Origin of the sequence: Geobacillus sp. 47C-IIb (assembly GCF_014679705.1) — a bacterium.
GTDB classification, from domain to species: domain Bacteria; phylum Bacillota; class Bacilli; order Bacillales; family Anoxybacillaceae; genus Geobacillus; species Geobacillus thermodenitrificans.
Genome location: NZ_CP061473.1, coordinates 2,380,177 through 2,399,262, shown reverse-complemented (window position 1 = coordinate 2,399,262; position 19,086 = coordinate 2,380,177). Strand labels below are relative to the sequence as shown.

Here is a 19,086-nt window from a genome sequence, read left to right as displayed (position 1 = left end):
GTATCTATTATATGATGGAAGCAGAACGGTCCCAATGAAGGAGGCTTTACCATATGAAACGGGTTCATGTCATTGTCGAAGGACGTGTACAAGGTGTTGGCTTTCGCTATTTCGTCCAGCACGAGGCACTGAAGCGACAGCTGACCGGCTGGGTAAAAAACAATGACGATGGGACGGTGGAAATGGAAGCCCAAGGCCATGAAAGTGCCGTCCAGCTCTTTTTGGATACGATTGAAGCCGGAACGATGTTTGCTAAAGTCTCTCGTATGCACATTGAGCAGCGCGACGTCCGACCGGATGAAAAACAATTTCGCATTATGTACGGCGGCGGGCTTTAACACCAGCGCCATGTTCAGTACAGTTTGTACGATTGGTCACTGACCGCCCAAAGAAGCCACCTTTCCCTGCAGACAAAAGGCAGCCCTGATGGCTGCATGTCCACTTGCTCCCTTTAACTTAAGATGAAAGCAACTTTAGAAGATGGATGATGTTATCAAAAGCTTACTATAGCGGTTTTGATTTTTGGAACACTTAACCATCATCGATGATTGGAACCCGCGATTTTCATCGGCCTTTTAGGCATTCCCCTGTTAAGCCGGACGCAAATGGGAAGTAGCGTAACGAAAACACGTCTCTAAAATGGCACTATTCGCCTGTTCATTTTTCCACTGTGCCTCAAGGCAAAGCGGATGAAACACATCGATGACGGCTTTCGGGTATTCACCGCATATGTCTACACCCAACACTTTTTTATAGAATAGTAGCAGACGCAAGCAAGCGAGCAATCGAGAAAGCGTCATCATTCCTTGATCCCAGTTCGTAACTGCGTCTTCGCGACGAAGCACGTCTTTATCGATGCTTATATACACGCTTCCGGTCGGGATGGCCTTCAGAAGCTCATTCGGCCATTCATCATGATCAGCAAATGGAAAAACAGTGATGTTTGGAGATAAACGGAGATTACGCGGAGAAAATGATGGGCCAACAATCACAACTTTTCGCAGCTGCGCGTACTGAAGCGCATGAGCCACCCACGATCCGCATGAAATGAGGCTGCTTTCGTCCTGTTCAGCGTCCGTATGGTGGTCAAACAGCACAAGCGTAAACGGTTCGCTTATTTCCCTTAACAACAAATACGTGACATAATGGTAGTTGCCGCTCCCGATCAGCACCGCCCCACGGGTTCGCCGCCGGCGTAACCGTCTTTCAATCTCGGCAAGCGCCGCTTCGCTGCAATACAAATTTGTCTCCGGTACGTCAGCGAGATCAATCCACTCGTGTGGAAAACAAAACAGCCGCTTTTGTGGCCGGTACGTACCGTCAAAATTGAGCACAGTGACACCGTTACCTTGAAACCCCATTTCTCCTCACCCTTTCCTTCCGCTGAATCATTATTCAACGCCTCTAAGGTGTGGATGAGTCCAAGATGTAGCCTTTTCTATTATACAATGAGAGACGAAATATTTCCGTTCTTATGCTCTCGTCATGTACAATATATAGAAAGCAACTAAAGGAGGGACCTGCATGCAGCCGATCGACACCACCGCTGTACAAGAGGCACTGAACCGCTTGGCTAACCGCGACATATATATTCATTTAGAAACAACGAACGGAGCATACGCTTCTCATCATAACGAAGGTTTTTTTTCCGCTGGCGCTTACATCCGCAACGCCCTCATCCGCTTCACCCGCGGCAAAATCACCGGTCCAGGTCCATATCGCGTCGGGCTGAAGCTGGACATCGGCTGGGTGTATGCTGAAGGGTTAACCCATTGGGAATGGACGAAAGAAGGACAATTGCTGTTAGCAGGACATGATTATGAAGGGAAACTGGCGGTCGCTCTTGAGCTGAGTGACAAGCCATTTGCCTAAGGAGGGGAGTCCGATGAACGAACAACATGTACTCGTTGTCTTTCCCCACCCGGACGATGAAGCGTTCGGCGTCTCGGGAACAATCGCCCAGTATGTGCAAAGCGGCACACCGGTGACATACGCTTGCTTGACGCTTGGCGAAATGGGAAGAAATATGGGCGTGCCCCCGTTCGCCAATCGTGAAACATTGCCATTGATTCGCAGACAAGAATTAGAGGAAGCATGCCGCGTTCTCGGTATTCACGATTTGCGCTTGCTCGGCTATCGCGACAAAACCGTCGAATTCGAAGATGAAGAAGAACTTGCCGACCGGATTGCAGCCATCGTCGCAGAAACAAACCCGTCGCTTGTCATTACATTTTATCCTGGCTACAGTGTCCACCCCGATCATGATGCATGCGGGGCTGCTGTCATCCGCGCTTTGAAGCGGTGGCCAAAAGAGCAACGGCCGACCGTTTATTGTGTCGCCTTTTCCAAAAACTGCGAACAAGACCTCGGTCAGCCGGATATTGTCCGCGATGTTAGCTCAGTGATTGATACGAAACTCGCCGCCATTCGCGCTCACCGCTCCCAAACGGAAGGGCTGATGCAGGCAGCCTCTAAGCGCGGCGACGCGCTCGCCTGGCTGAAAACAGAGCGGTTTTGGACGTACCGGTGGGACGATTAACAGAAAGGAGCCGTTGAAAAGGTCGCCTTTTTTCAAGAGAGATAGACATTCTCTTACGGAGATGTTCAACGCTTTATACAGTGCTGAAAAGGGTGCTCCGCTGCTTTTAGGACACCCTCTTCTCGTTTGTTTCACGACTGCTAGGAAGCAAGCAAACCGAAGCCATCCACAATGTGTATATCGAGAGGTTCAGCGTTCTCTCCCCTTCTTGCTGCTTCGTTCTTTTTCCTTTGCCAATAAGTGAGAAAATTCCTCGCCCCAACGACCGCTTTGCCGGAACGAATCAGCAGCGAGCGCCTGAAACAGCCGCTTTCGTCCCTCGGGGTCCGCGACTTCGCGCAACACGATATCGCGGGCTTGCTGCAAAAACTCGAGATACGGCCCGTACTCTTCTCCGTATTGATCTTCAAGTTCGCGGCGGATGCGGCGGGCGACCGCTGGGCTTGCTCCTTCGGTCGAAACCGCGATCGTTAATGGGCCGCGGCGGATGACCGCCGGAACATGAAAATCACACCGTTGTGGGGCATCAACGACATTGAGCAGTTGCCCCGGCGCTGCCGCCTGTGCCACTGCCTCGTTCACCTTGTCATCGTTCGTCGCAGCGATGACGAGAAACGCCCCTTCCAAATCACTAGGGGCAAATGTCTTGATACGCCAGACAATCGTTCCCGCTGCTGCTAACGCTTGAAGCTCCGGTTCCGCTTCAGGGGCGACCATCACAACATCTGCTCCTGCCTCTAGCAGTCCTCGGATTTTCCGCGCCGCCACCTTCCCCCCGCCGACAACGACCGCCCGTCGGCCGCGTAAATGGAGAATGACCGGGTATCCCATGACATACCCCTCCCCTCGCGATGAGCCTCGTTCCCTTCCATCAGCCAATTCAATGATAAAAAAAGAAGCCGTGCATGGAACACGGCTTTTCTTTCATTATATCACCCTTCTTTGACTTCTTGAAGACATTTCGCCAACCGCTCGTTTTCCTTTTTCATATGCTCGAGCCATTGTGGAAGCAGTTTTTTCATTGCCTCTTGGTCATTGTTCTCCATGGCCTGTCTTGTTTGCTCGTGAAGCATATGGAGTCGCTGTTTCTCTTCTTTTGTCATCCAATGTTTCTTTTTATGTAACTGTTTCAGTTCTTGCTTAAACTGTTCTTTCGTTATTTTTTTGTTCGCGAGCTGATCGATGAGCCGATCAAGCGCCGCTTCACGCTCTTTTTTCATTTGCTTGTACTTTTCTTTCATTGCCTTCTTTACTTTTTCATCCTCGAACTGTTGGCGCAGCGCTTTCCGTTCGTCGAGTACTTTTTTCCACTCGCCAGCTTGCTCCGGCGTATATGTTTGAACCATTTCCATCCACTTTTGTTCATCAAGCGCTCCGTGCTTCCACATATGCCCGACCGGCAAATGAACGTTGACGGCTTCATGATGACCGGCAGTTACCCATGACGGCATCGCCAGCACAAGAGAAGCAAAAAATGCCATCCATACGCTTTTCACGTTTTTTCACTCCTTTTCTTTTTCGTTTTTTCTTCACGGCAACTTAGACTCGCTTAGTTAACAGTTTCCTCGCGTATGCTGCTACCTCTCCTTTCCCACGATCGTTCCTTCCTATTTTTCCCCGTTTTTTGGTCATCATTGCATAAAAAATAAGGAGGCTCGCAAAAAATCGAACCTCCCTATGTTTATTGAGCGAAAACGTTTAGCGAAATTTTTCCTCAATGCGCCGCCCGTAATCGCGCAGTGCCTTTGAGTTTGTTTGTTGCCGTTTTTTCATTAATTCAGCAAAGCGGAGCTGTTTTTCTGTCCATTTTTTCATCAGTTCTTTCTTTTTCTCGTCATCCTCGCAACAGCGAAGCAAATCTTCAAGCGTCATCAGTTCTTTTCGCAATTCCGTCTCTTCCGTCACATACCCAGCGTTTTTCAGCAATAAATACCCGATCCGTAACTCTTCCGGAATGTGGGAAACATCCTCGAGCTCAAGCGGCTTCCCAAAACCAGGCAACTCGTCAAACTCTCCGTTTTTCATCGCTTCACGAATTTTCTCTTCGGCAATGCGCCAAAACCCATCCATTTTACGTCAGCTCCTGTGCCTGCCGCCTCGCATGCTGTTCAGTTAAAAAACGAACAAATTCGCCATACGGAAGCGGCGGGGAAAAGTAATATCCTTGCGCTTCATCACACCGTTTTCCTTGTAAATAGGCCGCTTCGGTCTCTGTTTCTACTCCTTCGGCTAATACTTTTACACCTATATTATGCCCGAGGCGGATAATGGACGGCAAGATGACATCTTTTTTTCCTTGAATATGCTGGACAAATGAACGGTCAATTTTCAGCCGATCGATCGGCAAATCAGTCAAGTAGCTGAGCGAGCTGTAACCGGTGCCGAAATCGTCCATGCTGATCGTCACGCCGAGCGACTTCAGTTTCGACAAAATATCGAATGCATGCTCTGTATCCATCGTCATTCGCTCTGTAATTTCAAGATCTAAATGGTGCGGCGGCAGCCCGGTGTCAGCGAGCAGGCGGGCGAGCTTATCGACAAACCGTCGGCTTTCAAATTCGTACGGCGACAAATTGACAGAGACAGACAAATGGGGAAACTGATCGATCAGCTGTTTCGTTTGCTGGCAGGCGGTGCGAATCACCCATTCGTTGATTCGAATAATCATTCCTGTTTGTTCAGCGATTGGAATAAATAGGGATGGCGGAATGAATCCTTTTTCCGGGTGGCGCCAACGAATAAGCGCTTCCATACCAATGACTTGTCGATCATAAAGCCGAATCTGCGGCTGGTAGTACAGCTCGAACTCTTCCCTTTCAAGCGCACGCCGTAAATCACGTTCCATGGCCATCTTTTCATGCAGCCGGTCAGCCATCGGTTCGTTGAAAAAGAGAAAATCACTCACCACTTTTTCCCTCGCCTCATAGCGAGCAATATCTGCCTTGCGGATTAACGTTTTTGTCTCCTCTCCATCCTTTGGATAGACGCTGATGCCAACGTTTACAGTCACATATAATTCAAGGCCGTTAACAGCAATCGGTTCGTCTGCAACTTCAATCAACCGTTTTGCAGCTTCCTCTGCTTTTTCATTTGAGCTATCTGGCAGCACAGCGATAAATTCATTCCCGCTCCAACGTCCGACCGTTATTCCTTCTTGCTCACTCCAACGACGTGCCAAATGGAGCAACACTTCATCTCCAACGGCATAGCCGTAAAAATCGTTAATCGTCTTAATGCTAGTCACCTCTAAAAGCATAACTGCTGCTTCTCGATGAAATCTTTTTGCATCAGCAAGACGGCGCTCCACTACCTTATACATCGCCTCTTTGTTCGCCAGCCCGGTCAATTCGTCATGGCTGACGATATCGTGCATAGGCTCTTCGTTTTGTTTTTGCGCCGTTAAATCGCGGACGGCGACGACCGTTACTTTTTGCCCTTCATCATCGTAGCAATGCTGAACGATTTCCGCCGGAAACACCGCTCCATCTTTTCGGCGCAGCTCGATTTCAAATCGCTCCACCCCGTTGTTCGAACAACTCGGCCTCATTGATCCGTCGACAACTACATCATTGATTGGCAAGTGAACGAGTTCGCTTTCCCTATAACCAAGCAGACGGCATGCCGCTTCGTTGACCTCGACAATTTTCCCGGAGGCACACACGATGACTCCTTCCATCGTCATTTCTGCCAACTGCCGCAATCGCTGCTCGTTCGCCGCTAGCGTTTTTTTATGGGCGGCCAACACCTTCCGTCCTATTTGTCGATGCAGCACCAACAAATAAATGGAGACGGCAATGAAATAAATCATCATCATGATTGCTGCTGCCTTTTGCCGCTCTTTTTTCAAGCGCCGCTCATATACCTTCGCATCATAATCGATGCCGACGACTGCGTTTACTGTCCCGTCAAGCCCATGAATCGGCATAAATGTGCTGATGCTTTTCCCGGATCCGTCCGCCCTCGGATGCTTTTCCATTGCAAATCGGCCGCGAAACGCTTCCTCTATTTCTGCAAAAGCATGACGGTAAATCGTCCCGGGCGGAACAGCCTGCTCATGTTTTCCGTCGATGCGGCCGCTCCGGCTGCCATCGACCGCTGGAGCCACAACAACATACAACTCGCCGTGCTCGTTCTTTTTTAACGTATATACACTACGCACGAGGCCGTGTTGCTGCCATCGTCCAAGTGCAGCTAGGATCGAATGATACACAGGCAGACGATCCGCGTTTTCATCAAGCTGCTCATGTCCCCTGGCGGCCAAATCACTGGCAATCATGCCGGCGATTTGCTTCGCGCTTTCCTTGTATTCACCATATTCGCGGTTCTCCGCTTCATCAATCCAGGCTATTCCGCCGCCTAAAAGAAAGAGTGAACATATAAAGAAGGCGGCAGTCAGCTTCGGTGCTGCGCTCCATGGTGACAATGCCCCGTGCTGCTTTGCCATCCGATGGGCATACATATAAACAGCACTAGCTGTCAAGAGAACTCCTAATATGTATACAAGATATTCGAATTTATTCGACATCAATCATCACCGTCATAGATTTTTCGACGCGCTTCTTTCATTATAAAGTTAGTTCTCCCAACTCGCTTCCCTCCGCCGTTCCTATTCGTTCGACAACTTCCGACATACACTCAAGCTTACCATAGGACTATAGAACCAAAAAAATATGGATATATAAGCACCATATCTCGAAAAGAACACAGAAAAAAGATTAACATAAACCATTATTACTAGGTCTTATGTTTGTAATCTCATTGTAACATTATTTAATTCAACTGTAAAAAACAAGACTGTTTTCCTCTGTTATACTATAGTCAAATGATGTCGAATCGAAAGAGATCTTGTCGGGGGTTTAGGGAAAATGAAAAAATGGCTTACTCTTTTGTCTCTGTCTATGATTGTCCTATTTTCCTCCTTGTTTGTAAACGTTTCTGACACCAGTGCAGCAGCTAATAAAACACGCCTGATCGCTGAAGCCAAAAAGCTCATCGGCACTCCTTATCGGTATGGCGGCACAACACCAAAAGGATTCGATTGCTCCGGGTTTGTTTATTACACACATAAAAAAGTGGGCGTTACTTTGCCCCGTTCTTCCAAAGAAATGTATAAAAAAGGTAAGTATGTACATAAGTCGAATTTAAAACCGGGAGATTTAGTGTTCTTTAACACTTCGAAACGAACAAAAGGCGTTTCCCATGTTGCGATTTACATTGGAAACAACCGAGTCATCCATGCCGTTTCGCGCGGTGTTAAAATTGATAATTTAAACAGCTCCTACTGGAAAACGAAATATGTCGGAGCTAAACGGTTGTAATGGTTTCAGTGAACGAAGAGCTCTCTGTCCTATTAGGCTCGCCTAATAGGCAGGGAGTTTTATTATGGCCAAAAAAAGCGGCTCTCCACAATCGGAGAGCCCAATATATATTCATAGGGGATCGGGGGAATACTTGGAAAACGTTACGCTATTATTCATTTCCTCCCTTTTCGTTTTTTATACATGAAAATAAAAATTTTTTTGCATTCCTTTCCCTATCGTCTGATAAGTGAAGTGAATTCATCCAAAAACAGAGACCGGCTAATTCACGAACCTTGCATGTGCCCGCAACGATGCTTTTCGAAGAATCATAAATATGCCACATAAGCAATTCTCTTGTATGCATCTAACATAACCGTCATAAATCAACGACATATGTCGAATGTTTATAGATGATGATTTGTTGTCCGTTCATCGATTTTTGATAAAGGCAGGTGTTTTCATTGTTCGCTTCCTCAGAGCTGGGCATCGATTTAGGGACAATGAATGTCCGGCTGTTTAGTCAAACGAAGGGGCTTCTTTTTGACGAACCGGCAGCGATCGCCTATAACCGTCAAGCGGACAAGCTGATGGCGATCGGCCAAAAAGCAAAGCAAATGATCGGCAAAGCTCCGGCTCATGTCGAGGTCACCTATCCACTGCGAAATGGCGTTATCGCTGATTTTGACCAAGCAAAAGCGTTGTTGCAACAAGTCTTCAAACAATCCAGCAGACAGCTCGGCCTCTCCTTCAAAAAACCGAGCATCGTTATGAGCGTTCCGTTTCACGCCACCTCCGTCGAACGCCGCTCTTTTTATGAAATCGCCAAACATTGTGGAGCGAAGCATATTCATTTCATCGAAGAGCCAGTCGCAGCGGCTATTGGAGCTGATTTGCCGGTGGGCGAACCTGTCGCCAACGTCATCGTACATTTAGGAGCCGGCAAAACGGAAGCTGCGATTATCTCGTTTGGCGGCGTTGTTGCTTGTCAGTCGCTTCGTATCGGCGGCAACCAGCTTGACGAAGACATTATGCAATATGTTCGCCAACGCTACAATTTGTTAATTGGCGAACAAACAGCTGAACAAGTGAAAATCGAAATTGGCAGTGCTCCGGGAACTAGCTTGACGCAACCGATGACCATTCACGGCCGTGATTTTGTTACTGGATTTCTTAAAGCCGTTTCCCTTGATCCGGCTGAAGTACAACAGGCCATCAAAGAATCGCTTCTGCAAATTGCCGAAGCCATTCGTTCTGTCCTTGAAGAGTGCCCGGCCGAACTAAGCGGCGATATTATCGACCGCGGCATTGTTCTCACTGGAGGAGGAGCCTTGCTTCACGGCATTGAGCAATGGCTAAGTGCTACACTGCACGTGCCGGTGCATGTGGCGCCAAACCCAGCTGAGGCGGTCGCCATCGGCACCGGAAAAGCGTTGCAGGCGATACCGAAACGGCTCAGCACAGCGCTGTAACGAGCTAGGCTCCCTCTAGCCATCGACAAAAAACAAATGGTCGACCACTTGTACGGATGGATACTTTACCATTCATCATGAAAACCCCCGCCATGGACGCGGGGGTTTTCATTTTCATATGAATGAACAGTTGCCTTCGTGCTTTCGTCGCGTTGGAGCCGCCGATCCACACGGAAAGGTTTACACCGACCTCGCATTACGACGTTTGCCGGATGCGTTCTTCCTCTCTTACTGCTTGTGCTCCTTCAGCCGCCTCAAGCAACAAATCCACAATATGGACCGCACGGACGCTTTCTGTCAACCCGGCTCGCTCGATGCCAAGCTTCATTTGCAGCAAACACCCTGGATTCGCGGTGACGATCGTCGTGGCTTTCGTTTGTTTCGCCATTTCCATTTTATAATCTAAAATTTGCATCGACATTTCTGGCTCAACGAGATTGTAAATGCCGGCCGAACCACAGCAGCGATCGGCATCTTTCATTTCACGAAACTCAGCCCCTTCAATCGCTCGCAGCAGGCGGCGCGGAGCTGATGCTGTTTTCATCACGTTTCGCAAATGGCACGAATCTTGGTAGGTGATCGTTTGCGGCGCAACGCGAAGCGGCAGTTGATGAAACTCGAGTTCGACAAGCACTTCAGAGACATCTTTGATCTTCGCGGCAAACGCCGCCGCCCGATCGCACCATTCTGGATCGTCCTTCAGCAAGTGATCGTATTCAAGCAAAAACGCACCACAACCGCCTGCGTTCGTCACAATATAGTCGACGTCCAACTGTTCAAAAGCAGCAATATTTCGTTTCGCTAACTCTTTCGCCATCTCTTTTTCCCCCCCATGACCGTGCAACGCTCCACAGCAACCTTGAGATGGCGGAATGATGACTTCACAGCCGGCGAGCTGCAATAGACGCATCGTCGCATCGTTTGTTGTCATAAACATCGTATCCATCAAACAGCCGGTGAAAAAAGCGACTCGTTTTTTTGCTGGCTCATCCGGATTCAGGCGATGTGGCCGATTTTTCATCTCTTTTGCCGTCGGCACGTCCGGCAGCACGCGCTCCATTTGCCGGAACGATGCCGGCAACAGGCGAAGCAGACCAGTTTTGCGGACAATTGCCCGCAAGCCGGAACGCTGATACCAACCGAGAAATGCGGTCGCCTTTCGCATTCGCTCTTGATATGGAAACAGCCCGGCAAATACAAGCTTGCGCACAAGACGGACGTGAAGCGGCATTCGCTTGTGCTGCGCGATAATATTGCGCGCCTCTTCAAGCAAATGGCCATAGCGGACGCCAGACGGACAAACTTGTTCACATGCCCGGCAGCCTAAACATAAGCTAAGCGACCGCTCGACTTCCTCATCCGGCTCGATCAGCCCATCCACAACTGCTTTCATTAAGGCGATCCGGCCGCGCGGCGACTGGGTTTCTTGCTGTCCGGATTCAATGTATGTTGGACACGACGGCAAACAAAAACCACAGCGCATGCAGTTCATTAATTCATCCTCATCCATCCGTTCTTGAAACGCTTTTTGAATGTGCGCTTGTTCTGTCTTCGTTGTCATCGTGTCACCACCACCCGTTTTCTCGTGCTTTTAGCGAACACTTTGCCTGGATTCATAATGTTGTTCGGGTCGAGCGCCTGTTTGATCGCTTTCATGGCAGCAATGCCAGCCGGTCCAAGCTTCCATTCCAGATACGGTGCTTTCATCGCTCCGACACCGTGTTCACCAGTGATCGTTCCTCCTAATTCAATCGCTTTGGCGAAAATTTCTTCAAACGCTTTTTCTACCCGCTCCATTTCCTCGCGGTTGCGGGCATCGGTCGGACAGGTTGGATGCAAGTTGCCATCGCCAGCATGTCCGAACGTACAAATTTTGAGTTGATATTTCGCTGCGATCTCATTGATGGCTTTCACCATTTTTGCAATTTCCGAACGTGGCACGGTCGCATCTTCTAAAATCGTCGTCGGTTTCAAGCGAGCCAGTGCCGATAACGCCGCTCGTCTCGCTGTCCGCAGCGCCTCAGCCTCTTCCTCTGAGCGGGCAAGTTCAACAGACACAGCTTGCTCTGAGCGGCAAATATCAGCCATCTTTTTCATATCGCGTTCCACGACTTCTTTTGGCCCATCCTGTTCAATGAGCAAAACGGCTTTCACATCGGTCGGCAAACCGATGCGAGCGTAGTCCTCAACAACTTCCAACGTCGGTTGGTCTAAAAACTCAAGCGTTGCGGGGATGATTTGATTGGCAATGATTTTCGATACAGAACGGGCAGCTGCCTCTAAATCTTGGTAAAGAGCAAGCATCGTCTGTTTCGTCTCTGGCATGGGGATCAGTTTCAACGTTGCTTCGGTAACAATGCCAAGCGTCCCTTCCGCTCCGACAAGCAGACGAGTTAAGTCATAGCCAGCCACATCTTTTGCCAGCTTGCCGCCCGTGCGGATGACATCGCCATTTGCCAAGACGACTTCTAATCCGAGTACATAATCGCGTGTCACTCCATATTTGAGACCTCGCAAGCCGCCGGAATTTTCACTAATGTTGCCGCCGATCGTCGAGATTTTCATCGACCCGGGATCTGGTGGATAAAACAACCCTTTTTCCTCAACGGCTCTCATGAGGTCGAGCGTGATCACCCCTGGTTGAACAGTCGCCGTCAAGTTTTCTTCATCAATTTCTAAAATGCGGTTCATATGTTTAAACAGCAGGACGATACCGCCTTCAACTGGACATGTACCCGCACAAAGGTTCGTTCCCGATCCACGCGGTACGATCGGAATTCGATATTCATTGCAAATTTTCGCAATTTCCGCCACCTCTTGTGTATTTCGGGGTGCAACAACTGCATCGGGAAGCGATTGGAACTGTGGCGTCGCATCGTAGGAATAAACGAGCCGCCCAGCCTTCGTATCATCGTAATTTTCCGCTCCGACAATTTGAATCAACCGTTTTTTCGCTTCGTTTGGAATCAACTGTCTCACCTCTTCCAAAGTGGTTGATGCTCATGGACAGCGGAAAAGGGGCCGGGCTTGGCGCCTCTTGCCCACCTTCGCCAAGCCTCGTCCCCCTCCGTTACCGTTATGGAATCATCCATGACAATACCGTCGATTGCAAGTAAACAATAATGCCAATCAAGATGATTAAGAATAAGCTATGTTTGACTGTGAAGCGGAATAAGTCGGATTCTTTGCCAGTCAAGCCAACGGCTGCACAGGCAACAGCGATCGACTGCGGCGAAATCATTTTCCCGACGACCCCGCCGGACGAGTTGGCTGCCAACGCCAGTACGGGTTCCATGCCAATCGATGTCGCCGTCACTTTTTGCAAGTTGCCGAACAATAAGTTCGACGACGTATCGGAACCGGTAATAAACACGCCTAGCCAACCTAAAAATGGTGAGAAGAAAGGAAAGAGCGGACCTGTTTTCGCCAGCGCCATCCCAAGTGTCGTACTCATGCCCGATGAGTTGGCAATATAGGCAAAGCCAACGACCGAAGCGATGGTGACAATCGGATATTTCAGCTCACTCAGCGTTTCCACAAACGTTTGCGCCCAGTCTTTCCACGAAATGTTAACAATAAACTTCGTCACAACCGCCGCCAGCAAAATAGCCGTTCCCGCTGCACCGAGCAACTCCAGCTTATACACAGCGGCAATTGGTTGGCCATTCGCATCTAAAATTTGGTTGTTCAAGCCCGGTACCGGCGGCGCAAATGTCAAATGCGAGCCGATGATGTTGACAAACTTCAGCAAGCTGTTTGTCCCTTCATAATGACCGGTAAGAGCCGCCTTCACTTGCGGAATGCCCCAAAGCGAGATCAACGCCGTCAGCACGAGAAACGGCGACCACGCCCGGAACACCTCTCCGCTGCTGTGCGTCGCACGAGCCACTTGGCCGGCGACCGCTACCTCCGATTCCGTCGCAAAGCGGAATGTGCTTCGCGGCTTCCAATATTTCAAAAAAACAGCCAACGCGACGATCGAAACGAGCGAAGACAAAATGTCCGGCAGCTCCGGCCCTAAAAAGTTTGACGATAAGTATTGCGTCAACGCAAACGAAACACCAGAAACGATAATCGCTGGCAACACCTCAATGGTTCTTTTCCATCCCGCCATAATCAGTACAAGGTAGAACGGAATGAACACCGATAAAAACGGGAGCTGTCGCCCAACCATTTTCGAAATTTCCATCGCCGGCACGCCGGTCGGCCCTTCCATCGAGATGATCGGAATCCCGACCGCCCCGAACGCGACCGGTGCCGTATTGGCAATCAAACAGATGCCCGCAGCGTAAAGCGGATTAAACCCTAACCCGGCAAGAAGTGCTGCCGAAATCGCTACCGGTGCACCAAACCCGGCTGCCCCTTCCAAAAATGCTCCAAACGAAAAAGCGATGAGCAACGCCTGCAGTCGTCGGTCTTCGGTAAGCGAAACGACGGAGTTACGAATAATGTCAAAATGGCCGGTTTTCACTGTCAGCTTATATAAAAAGACAGACGTAATGATGATCCAACCGATCGGCAACAATCCGTACACCGCGCCTTGCGTCACCGACATGACTGCCTTTCCAGCCGGCATTCTGTAAGCGATTACAGCCAGAACAACTGCAAGCAGCAACGTCGTCAGCCCTGCAACATGCCCTTTCATCCGTTTGACAGCCAACGCCCAAAAGAAATACAAAATCGGAATGAGTGCGACAATGGCCGACAACCATAACTGGTCAGCAATCGGTGTAAAATCTTGCTTCCACTGCATGCGGTTTTCCCCTCCCCTTTGCGACTGGCTTAACGACGTTTATCAATGATCGGCCTCTCATCTTTTTATTTCACTCTTCCAGTCATCAGATGACCAGATAAGAAACGTCGTCTGTCTCAAATTATAAAAGCGTTTTCTTTAAAAGACAATAGTTGTTTTTAAATTTTTTGAACTTTCTATTCGTTGTGCTCTTCTGCTAGCAACAAATAGCGCTTGTCTCTTACCATGATGCTATATCATAATAGACAGTGCAGAATATGTCTTCCCTACAATCGGGAATCTACTTTATCGTATTGAGGTGGATCCATTGATGTTTAAGCAGATTAAAACAAAAAAAATTTATGAAGAAGTGGCCGAAGCTATTTTCGACATGATTAAAAACGGCGTGCTAAAGCCTGGCGATAAACTCGATTCCGTCCAACAGCTGGCCGAACAGTTTCAAGTCGGACGGGCCGCCATTCGCGAGGCACTCACTGCTTTGAAAGCGATGGGGCTAATCGAACTCAAACAAGGAGAAGGAACGTACGTACGTGAGTTCGATCCGACAATGATGACGTTTCCGTTATCGATTGCCGTCTTAATGAACAAGGAAGATATTTGGCATTTGCTTGAAGTACGCAAGCTTCTTGAGGCAGGCGCCGCCTCGCTCGCTGCTACGAAGCGGACAGACCGTGATCTTAAAGCGATGATGGAAGCCCTTCGGCAAATGAAAGAAGGGATTGGCAGCGATGAGCTTGGCGAGAAAGCAGATTTCGCATTCCATATGGCCATTGCGGCCGCGTCACAAAATCCGATGCTCACAAGCATCATGAACAGCGTATCGGGCATGATCGTCGAAACGATGCGAGAAACGCGCCGCATTTGGCTGTTTTCGAAACAAACGACGACCGAAAAGCTACTTGCTGAACACCAAGCCATTTTCGAAGCCATTCGCGAACAAAATCCAGACGAAGCTCGGACGCGCATGCTTGAGCATTTGACTAATGTCGAAAACGTGTTGTATCGCTACATTCGCACTCAGCAGTCAAACTGAGTGCATTTTTTACAAAAAAGAACTACAAATCTGAAAAAATCATTTATAATAGACATATAGTCATCAGATGACCTGTTCACTCTGCTAGATAAAATAGGAGGGAGAGTAAGTGAAAGTATCGTTATTCGTCACATGCCTCATTGATCTTTTTTATACGAATGTCGGCAAGGCGACCGTCGAACTGCTTGAACGGCTCGGTTGTGAGATTGACTTTCCGGAGGCGCAAACGTGCTGTGGGCAGCCGGCGTATAACAGCGGCTATATCAAAGATGCAAAAGAAGCGATGAAACAAATGATGCGTGCGTTCGCCGATGCGGACTACGTCGTCACCCCGTCCGGTTCGTGTGCAGCAATGTTAAAAGAATATCCACACATCTTCCGTGGTGATCCGGAATGGGAAGAGGAAGCAAAGCGCCTAGCGGCGAAAACATACGAGCTGACGCAATTTCTCGTCAACGTGTTGAGAGTTGAAGATGTCGGTGCCTCACTTCCTGGGCGGGCGACATACCATACGTCTTGTCATATGACGCGGCTCCTTGGCGAAAAAGAAGCCCCACTCCGCCTGTTAGAACATGTCAAAGGACTTGAACTTGTTCCGCTGCCTAACGCTCATCAATGCTGTGGATTCGGCGGCACCTTTTCCGTTAAAATGGGTCCGATTTCTGAACAAATGGTTGATGAAAAAATCGAGCATATCGAAGAAGTGAAGGCCGACTACTTAATCGGCGCCGACTGCGGCTGTTTAATGAACATCGGGGGACGCATCGGACGGGTCGGCAAACCGATTCGCGTCATGCATATCGCCGAAGTATTAAATCATCGCAACTAAAAAAGGGGGGGAACGAAGATGCCAATGAAAATCGAAAACGGGCCGTTTTGGAAACGGGTCGAAGAAAATTTACAAAATGACTTTATGCGCGGGGCAGTCGCTGGCATGCAAGACCGCGGCTATGTGCGGCGGCTTGGCGTCATCGAAGAACTCGGCCATTGGGAGGAGTGGCGCTCGCTCGCTGAACAAATTCGAAAGCATACTCTCGAAAACTTGGACTATTATTTAATGCAGCTCAGTGAAAACGTTGCCAAACGGGGCGGGCATGTCTTTTTCGCCCAGACAGCCGAAGAGGCGAACGATTACATCCGACGCATCGCTTTGGAAAAACAAGCGAAAAAAATTGTCAAATCAAAATCGATGGTGACCGAAGAAATCAACTTAAACCCGGTGCTTGAAGCCATCGGCTGTGACGTCGTCGAAACAGATCTCGGTGAGTACATTTTACAAATTGACGACCATGACCCACCGTCACATATCGTCGGCCCGGCGCTTCATAAAAACAAAGAGCAAATTCGTGACGTCTTCCACCGCAAGCTCGGCTACAATAAGTCGTCCGATCCAGTTGAACTTGCGCGTCATGCTCGTGAAACGCTGCGGCGCGACTATTTAACCGCTGACATCGGCATCACCGGCTGCAACTTCGCCATCGCCGAATCGGGCTCGATCACGCTCGTCACAAACGAAGGCAACGCTGATTTGGTGACGTCTTTGCCCAAAACACAAATCACAGTGATGGGAATGGAGCGGATCGTTCCGACATTCAAGGAAATGGAAGTACTCGTCAGCATGTTGACGCGCAGCGCCGTCGGGCAAAAATTGACAAGCTACATCACTGTCCTCACCGGTCCACGCGAGCAAGGCGACGCCGACGGACCTGAAGAGTTCCATCTTGTCATCGTTGACAACGGACGCTCATCGATCTTAGGTACGGAGTTTCAGCCGGTGCTGCAATGCATCCGTTGCGCCGCCTGTGTCAACGTCTGTCCAGTATACCGCCATATTGGTGGCCATTCATACGGCTCGATTTACTCCGGCCCGATCGGCGCGGTCTTGTCACCACTTTTAGGGGGGTATGACGACTACAAAGAGCTTCCATACGCGTCCTCCCTTTGCGCCGCCTGTACGGAAGTGTGCCCGGTGAAAATTCCACTTCATGAACTGTTGATCAAACATCGCCAAATCATCGTCGAGAGGGAAGGAAAAGCGCCGGTCGCAGAAAAATTGGCAATGAAGGCGTTTCGCCTCGGAACCGCTTCACCGTCATTGTACCGTTTCGGCACGAAATTGGCGCCAAGCGCCTTCGCCCCGTTTGCTGAAGACGGGCGTATCACGAAAGGCCCCGGCCCGCTGAAAGCATGGACGGAAAGCCGCGTGTTTCCCGCACCGAACAACGAACGATTCCGTGACTGGTTCCGCAATCGTCAAAAAGGAGGAAATCCATCATGACGCGTGGTACGATTCAAAACCGTGACGCGTTTTTACAAAATATCGCCAAACGCCTTGGGAGAAGCCCGCGCCTGTCCGGCGTCTCCCAACCACAATGGGATTATGCGCCGCAATGGACAGTGTTCGCCGGCTATAGCCAGGACGACTTATTGTCAGCACTCCGTGAACAGTGCAAACTGATTCATACGGATTATATCGAGACGACAAGCAGCGAACTGGCCGGTGCACTCAAACAACAAGTGGCGGCCTATGGTGGCGGTCCAGTCATCGTTCCCGATGACCCGCGCTTTGCCGAGTACGGGCTATCCGCCTTGCTTCACGACGAATGGCCAGCCGAACAAACCGCCGTTCACGTTTGGAATTCGTCGCTTGGGCGCCAAAATATTGATGCGGCTGAACAGGCAAACGTCGGCATCGCTTTTAGCGAAATCACCCTCGCCGAATCGGGGACGGTCGTGTTGTTTTCCCGTAATGAGCAAGGACGGACCATTCACTTTTTGCCAAAGACGTATATCGCCATCGTTCCAAAAAGCTCTGTCGTGCCGCGCATGACGCAAGCTGCAGCCTACATTCACGAGCAAATCGAAAAAGGCGCCGTCGTTCCATCATGCATCAACTTCATCACCGGCCCGAGCAATTCAGCCGACATTGAAATGAACTTGGTCGTTGGCGTCCACGGGCCAATGAAAGCGGCGTATATCGTCGTCACCGACCGTTGACCAAAACGAAACGGTGCCCCTTTTGAATCGGGCACCGTTCTTTCCTTCAATATTGTCGGCTGACATCGACCACATTGTTAAGCGGTGTACCCGCTTCGATGCAACGAAGCGTGTCTAAAATGCTGCGGACAGCATCTTCGGTCGATGTAAGCGCCGCGATATGAGGCGTGATGAGGACGTTCGGATGCTCCCATAGCGGCGAATGCGGTGGCAGCGGCTCTTCTTCGAACACATCGAGCACAGCGAGACGGATATTTCGGTTCTCCAACGCGCCGACAAGCGCCGTTTCATCGACCGTCGCCCCACGCCCGACATTGATAAAGCCCGCATTGTGGAGACGGGAAAAAAACGTTTCGTCAAAGAGGTGATGTGTTTCCGCTGTTAGCGGAAGCGCGGCGATCACCCAATCCGCCACCGCCAGCGCTTCCTCGGCCTCCTCAGGACGATAAACGGCAGAGAACGGCGCTGACGCTTTCCCGCTTTGCGAGATACCAATGGGAGAAACGCCAAACAGCCGCAGCGTTTCGGCAATGCGCCGGCCGATTTCTCCCGTCCCGTAAATGACGATCCGCTGTTCACCGAGCCGCTTCGGTGCGATCGGCTTCCATTGCCGCTGCTCTTGATACCACGCATAAACGTCATGGCATTGAGCATCACGCAGCAAGTAGCTGAGGCAATATTCCGCGATCTGCTCCCCAAACGTGCCGATTGTCCTTGTCAACAGGACGTTTCGATTCCACTCGCGCCCCCATAAAAACGCATCGACCCCGGCGCCGAGTGAATGCACCCAACGTAAATTGGCCAGCGAAAACGGCCCGGCCGGCTGAAAGCCAATGTACGCATCCGCCCAGACAAAATCATCTGCTTTCAGCTCCTCCTCGGCCACAAAACGATACTCCTTATCCGGCCGCTTGTCCGGAAGAAGGGCAGCGAGTTCATCATAAAGCCGTCCTGTCACGAGAATGCGTCGGATGTCCATCGCTTCCCACCACCTC

Annotated in this window: 18 protein-coding genes; 9 read left to right on the top strand and 9 right to left on the bottom strand. The window is 49.9% G+C overall.

Annotated elements, in window-relative coordinates:
* Positions 1-53: 53 nt before the first annotated feature.
* The gene (locus IC804_RS12075) at positions 54-338 is read left to right on the top strand and encodes an acylphosphatase (RefSeq protein WP_008881210.1); all 285 of its coding nucleotides are present in this window, start codon (positions 54-56) and stop codon (positions 336-338) included.
* Between the two features lie 252 nt (positions 339-590).
* Here the strand turns inward: IC804_RS12075 and IC804_RS12070 are convergent, their stop codons facing one another.
* Positions 591-1,361, bottom strand: coding sequence for an arginase family protein (locus tag IC804_RS12070; protein ID WP_008881211.1), 771 nt, complete (start codon positions 1,359-1,361; stop codon positions 591-593).
* Positions 1,362-1,524: 163 nt separating this feature from the next.
* On the opposite strand from IC804_RS12070, the gene IC804_RS12065 reads away from it, so the two are divergent.
* Entirely contained in the window at positions 1,525-1,872 is a 348-nt protein-coding gene (locus tag IC804_RS12065) for a YojF family protein (protein WP_008881212.1), read from the top strand.
* A 13-nt stretch (positions 1,873-1,885) separates the two neighbouring features.
* The gene (gene bshB2 / locus IC804_RS12060; protein WP_029761481.1) at positions 1,886-2,539 is read left to right on the top strand and encodes a bacillithiol biosynthesis deacetylase BshB2; all 654 of its coding nucleotides are present in this window, start codon (positions 1,886-1,888) and stop codon (positions 2,537-2,539) included.
* Positions 2,540-2,728: 189 nt separating this feature from the next.
* Here the strand turns inward: bshB2 and IC804_RS12055 are convergent, their stop codons facing one another.
* The 4 genes from IC804_RS12055 to IC804_RS12040 form a co-directional block, all read right to left on the bottom strand.
* A complete protein-coding gene (locus tag IC804_RS12055) occupies positions 2,729-3,370 on the bottom strand; it encodes a precorrin-2 dehydrogenase/sirohydrochlorin ferrochelatase family protein (protein ID WP_008881214.1) in 642 nt (213 codons plus the stop codon).
* 101 nt (positions 3,371-3,471) lie between these two features.
* Positions 3,472-4,035 (bottom strand): hypothetical protein, encoded by a 564-nt coding sequence (locus IC804_RS12050; protein WP_008881215.1) that lies wholly within the window; start codon positions 4,033-4,035, stop codon positions 3,472-3,474.
* Between the two features lie 202 nt (positions 4,036-4,237).
* Complete coding sequence (locus tag IC804_RS12045) at positions 4,238-4,609, bottom strand: DnaJ family domain-containing protein (protein ID WP_008881216.1); 372 nt, start codon at positions 4,607-4,609, stop codon at positions 4,238-4,240.
* A gap of 1 nt (position 4,610) precedes the next feature.
* Positions 4,611-7,064: a putative bifunctional diguanylate cyclase/phosphodiesterase gene (locus tag IC804_RS12040; protein WP_029761483.1), complete on the bottom strand. Its 2,454-nt coding sequence runs from the start codon at positions 7,062-7,064 to the stop codon at positions 4,611-4,613.
* Positions 7,065-7,404: 340 nt separating this feature from the next.
* Between IC804_RS12040 and IC804_RS12035 the strand changes: the two genes are divergently transcribed.
* Positions 7,405-7,857 carry a C40 family peptidase gene (locus IC804_RS12035; RefSeq protein ID WP_008881218.1) on the top strand — a complete coding sequence of 151 codons (453 nt, stop codon included), beginning with the start codon at positions 7,405-7,407 and terminating at the stop codon, positions 7,855-7,857.
* A 443-nt stretch (positions 7,858-8,300) separates the two neighbouring features.
* The gene (gene mreBH / locus IC804_RS12030) at positions 8,301-9,308 is read left to right on the top strand and encodes a rod-share determining protein MreBH (RefSeq protein ID WP_008881219.1); all 1,008 of its coding nucleotides are present in this window, start codon (positions 8,301-8,303) and stop codon (positions 9,306-9,308) included.
* A gap of 196 nt (positions 9,309-9,504) precedes the next feature.
* On the opposite strand, the gene IC804_RS12025 is transcribed toward mreBH, so the two are convergent.
* The 3 genes from IC804_RS12025 to IC804_RS12015 form a co-directional block, all read right to left on the bottom strand.
* Positions 9,505-10,869, bottom strand: a complete 1,365-nt coding sequence (locus tag IC804_RS12025) for a (Fe-S)-binding protein (RefSeq protein ID WP_008881220.1) — start codon at positions 10,867-10,869, stop codon at positions 9,505-9,507.
* Positions 10,866-12,278, bottom strand: coding sequence for a glycolate oxidase subunit GlcD (gene glcD, locus IC804_RS12020; RefSeq protein WP_008881221.1), 1,413 nt, complete (start codon positions 12,276-12,278; stop codon positions 10,866-10,868). The genes IC804_RS12025 and glcD overlap by 4 nt, the downstream gene beginning before the upstream one ends.
* 106 nt (positions 12,279-12,384) lie before the next feature.
* Positions 12,385-14,061: an L-lactate permease gene (locus IC804_RS12015; RefSeq protein WP_008881222.1), complete on the bottom strand. Its 1,677-nt coding sequence runs from the start codon at positions 14,059-14,061 to the stop codon at positions 12,385-12,387.
* Positions 14,062-14,368: 307 nt separating this feature from the next.
* Here IC804_RS12015 and IC804_RS12010 point away from each other — a divergent pair, with 307 nt between their 5' ends.
* The 4 genes from IC804_RS12010 to IC804_RS11995 all read left to right on the top strand — a co-directional run bounded on the left by IC804_RS12010 (position 14,369) and on the right by IC804_RS11995 (position 18,091).
* The gene (locus IC804_RS12010) at positions 14,369-15,094 is read left to right on the top strand and encodes a FadR/GntR family transcriptional regulator (RefSeq protein ID WP_029761484.1); all 726 of its coding nucleotides are present in this window, start codon (positions 14,369-14,371) and stop codon (positions 15,092-15,094) included.
* A gap of 109 nt (positions 15,095-15,203) precedes the next feature.
* Positions 15,204-15,923: a (Fe-S)-binding protein gene (locus IC804_RS12005; protein WP_008881224.1), complete on the top strand. Its 720-nt coding sequence runs from the start codon at positions 15,204-15,206 to the stop codon at positions 15,921-15,923.
* An 18-nt stretch (positions 15,924-15,941) separates the two neighbouring features.
* The gene (locus IC804_RS12000; RefSeq protein WP_008881225.1) at positions 15,942-17,372 is read left to right on the top strand and encodes a LutB/LldF family L-lactate oxidation iron-sulfur protein; all 1,431 of its coding nucleotides are present in this window, start codon (positions 15,942-15,944) and stop codon (positions 17,370-17,372) included.
* Complete coding sequence (locus IC804_RS11995; RefSeq protein ID WP_008881226.1) at positions 17,369-18,091, top strand: LutC/YkgG family protein; 723 nt, start codon at positions 17,369-17,371, stop codon at positions 18,089-18,091. Before IC804_RS12000 ends, IC804_RS11995 begins: the two co-directional genes overlap by 4 nt.
* Positions 18,092-18,137: 46 nt before the next feature.
* Here the strand turns inward: IC804_RS11995 and IC804_RS11990 are convergent, their stop codons facing one another.
* On the bottom strand, positions 18,138-19,070 hold the full coding sequence (locus IC804_RS11990; protein WP_008881227.1) for a D-2-hydroxyacid dehydrogenase: 933 nt from the start codon (positions 19,068-19,070) through the stop codon (positions 18,138-18,140).
* Positions 19,071-19,086: the final 16 nt, after the last annotated feature.

Bases quoted from the DNA above. Each gene is read 5' to 3' on its own strand.
- bshB2 (WP_029761481.1), top strand. From the start codon at position 1,886: ATGAACGAACAACATGTACTCGTTGTCTTTCCCCACCCGGACGATGAA.
- IC804_RS11995 (WP_008881226.1), top strand. From the start codon at position 17,369: ATGACGCGTGGTACGATTCAAAACCGTGACGCGTTTTTACAAAATATC.
- IC804_RS12055 (WP_008881214.1), bottom strand. From the start codon at position 3,370: ATGGGATACCCGGTCATTCTCCATTTACGCGGCCGACGGGCGGTCGTT.
- IC804_RS12025 (WP_008881220.1), bottom strand. From the start codon at position 10,869: ATGACAACGAAGACAGAACAAGCGCACATTCAAAAAGCGTTTCAAGAA.
- IC804_RS12035 (WP_008881218.1), top strand. From the start codon at position 7,405: ATGAAAAAATGGCTTACTCTTTTGTCTCTGTCTATGATTGTCCTATTT.
- IC804_RS12000 (WP_008881225.1), top strand. From the start codon at position 15,942: ATGCCAATGAAAATCGAAAACGGGCCGTTTTGGAAACGGGTCGAAGAA.
- IC804_RS12040 (WP_029761483.1), bottom strand. From the start codon at position 7,064: ATGTCGAATAAATTCGAATATCTTGTATACATATTAGGAGTTCTCTTG.
- IC804_RS12015 (WP_008881222.1), bottom strand. From the start codon at position 14,061: ATGCAGTGGAAGCAAGATTTTACACCGATTGCTGACCAGTTATGGTTG.
- IC804_RS12070 (WP_008881211.1), bottom strand. From the start codon at position 1,361: ATGGGGTTTCAAGGTAACGGTGTCACTGTGCTCAATTTTGACGGTACG.
- IC804_RS12045 (WP_008881216.1), bottom strand. From the start codon at position 4,609: ATGGATGGGTTTTGGCGCATTGCCGAAGAGAAAATTCGTGAAGCGATG.
- IC804_RS12065 (WP_008881212.1), top strand. From the start codon at position 1,525: ATGCAGCCGATCGACACCACCGCTGTACAAGAGGCACTGAACCGCTTG.
- IC804_RS11990 (WP_008881227.1), bottom strand. From the start codon at position 19,070: ATGGACATCCGACGCATTCTCGTGACAGGACGGCTTTATGATGAACTC.
- IC804_RS12075 (WP_008881210.1), top strand. From the start codon at position 54: ATGAAACGGGTTCATGTCATTGTCGAAGGACGTGTACAAGGTGTTGGC.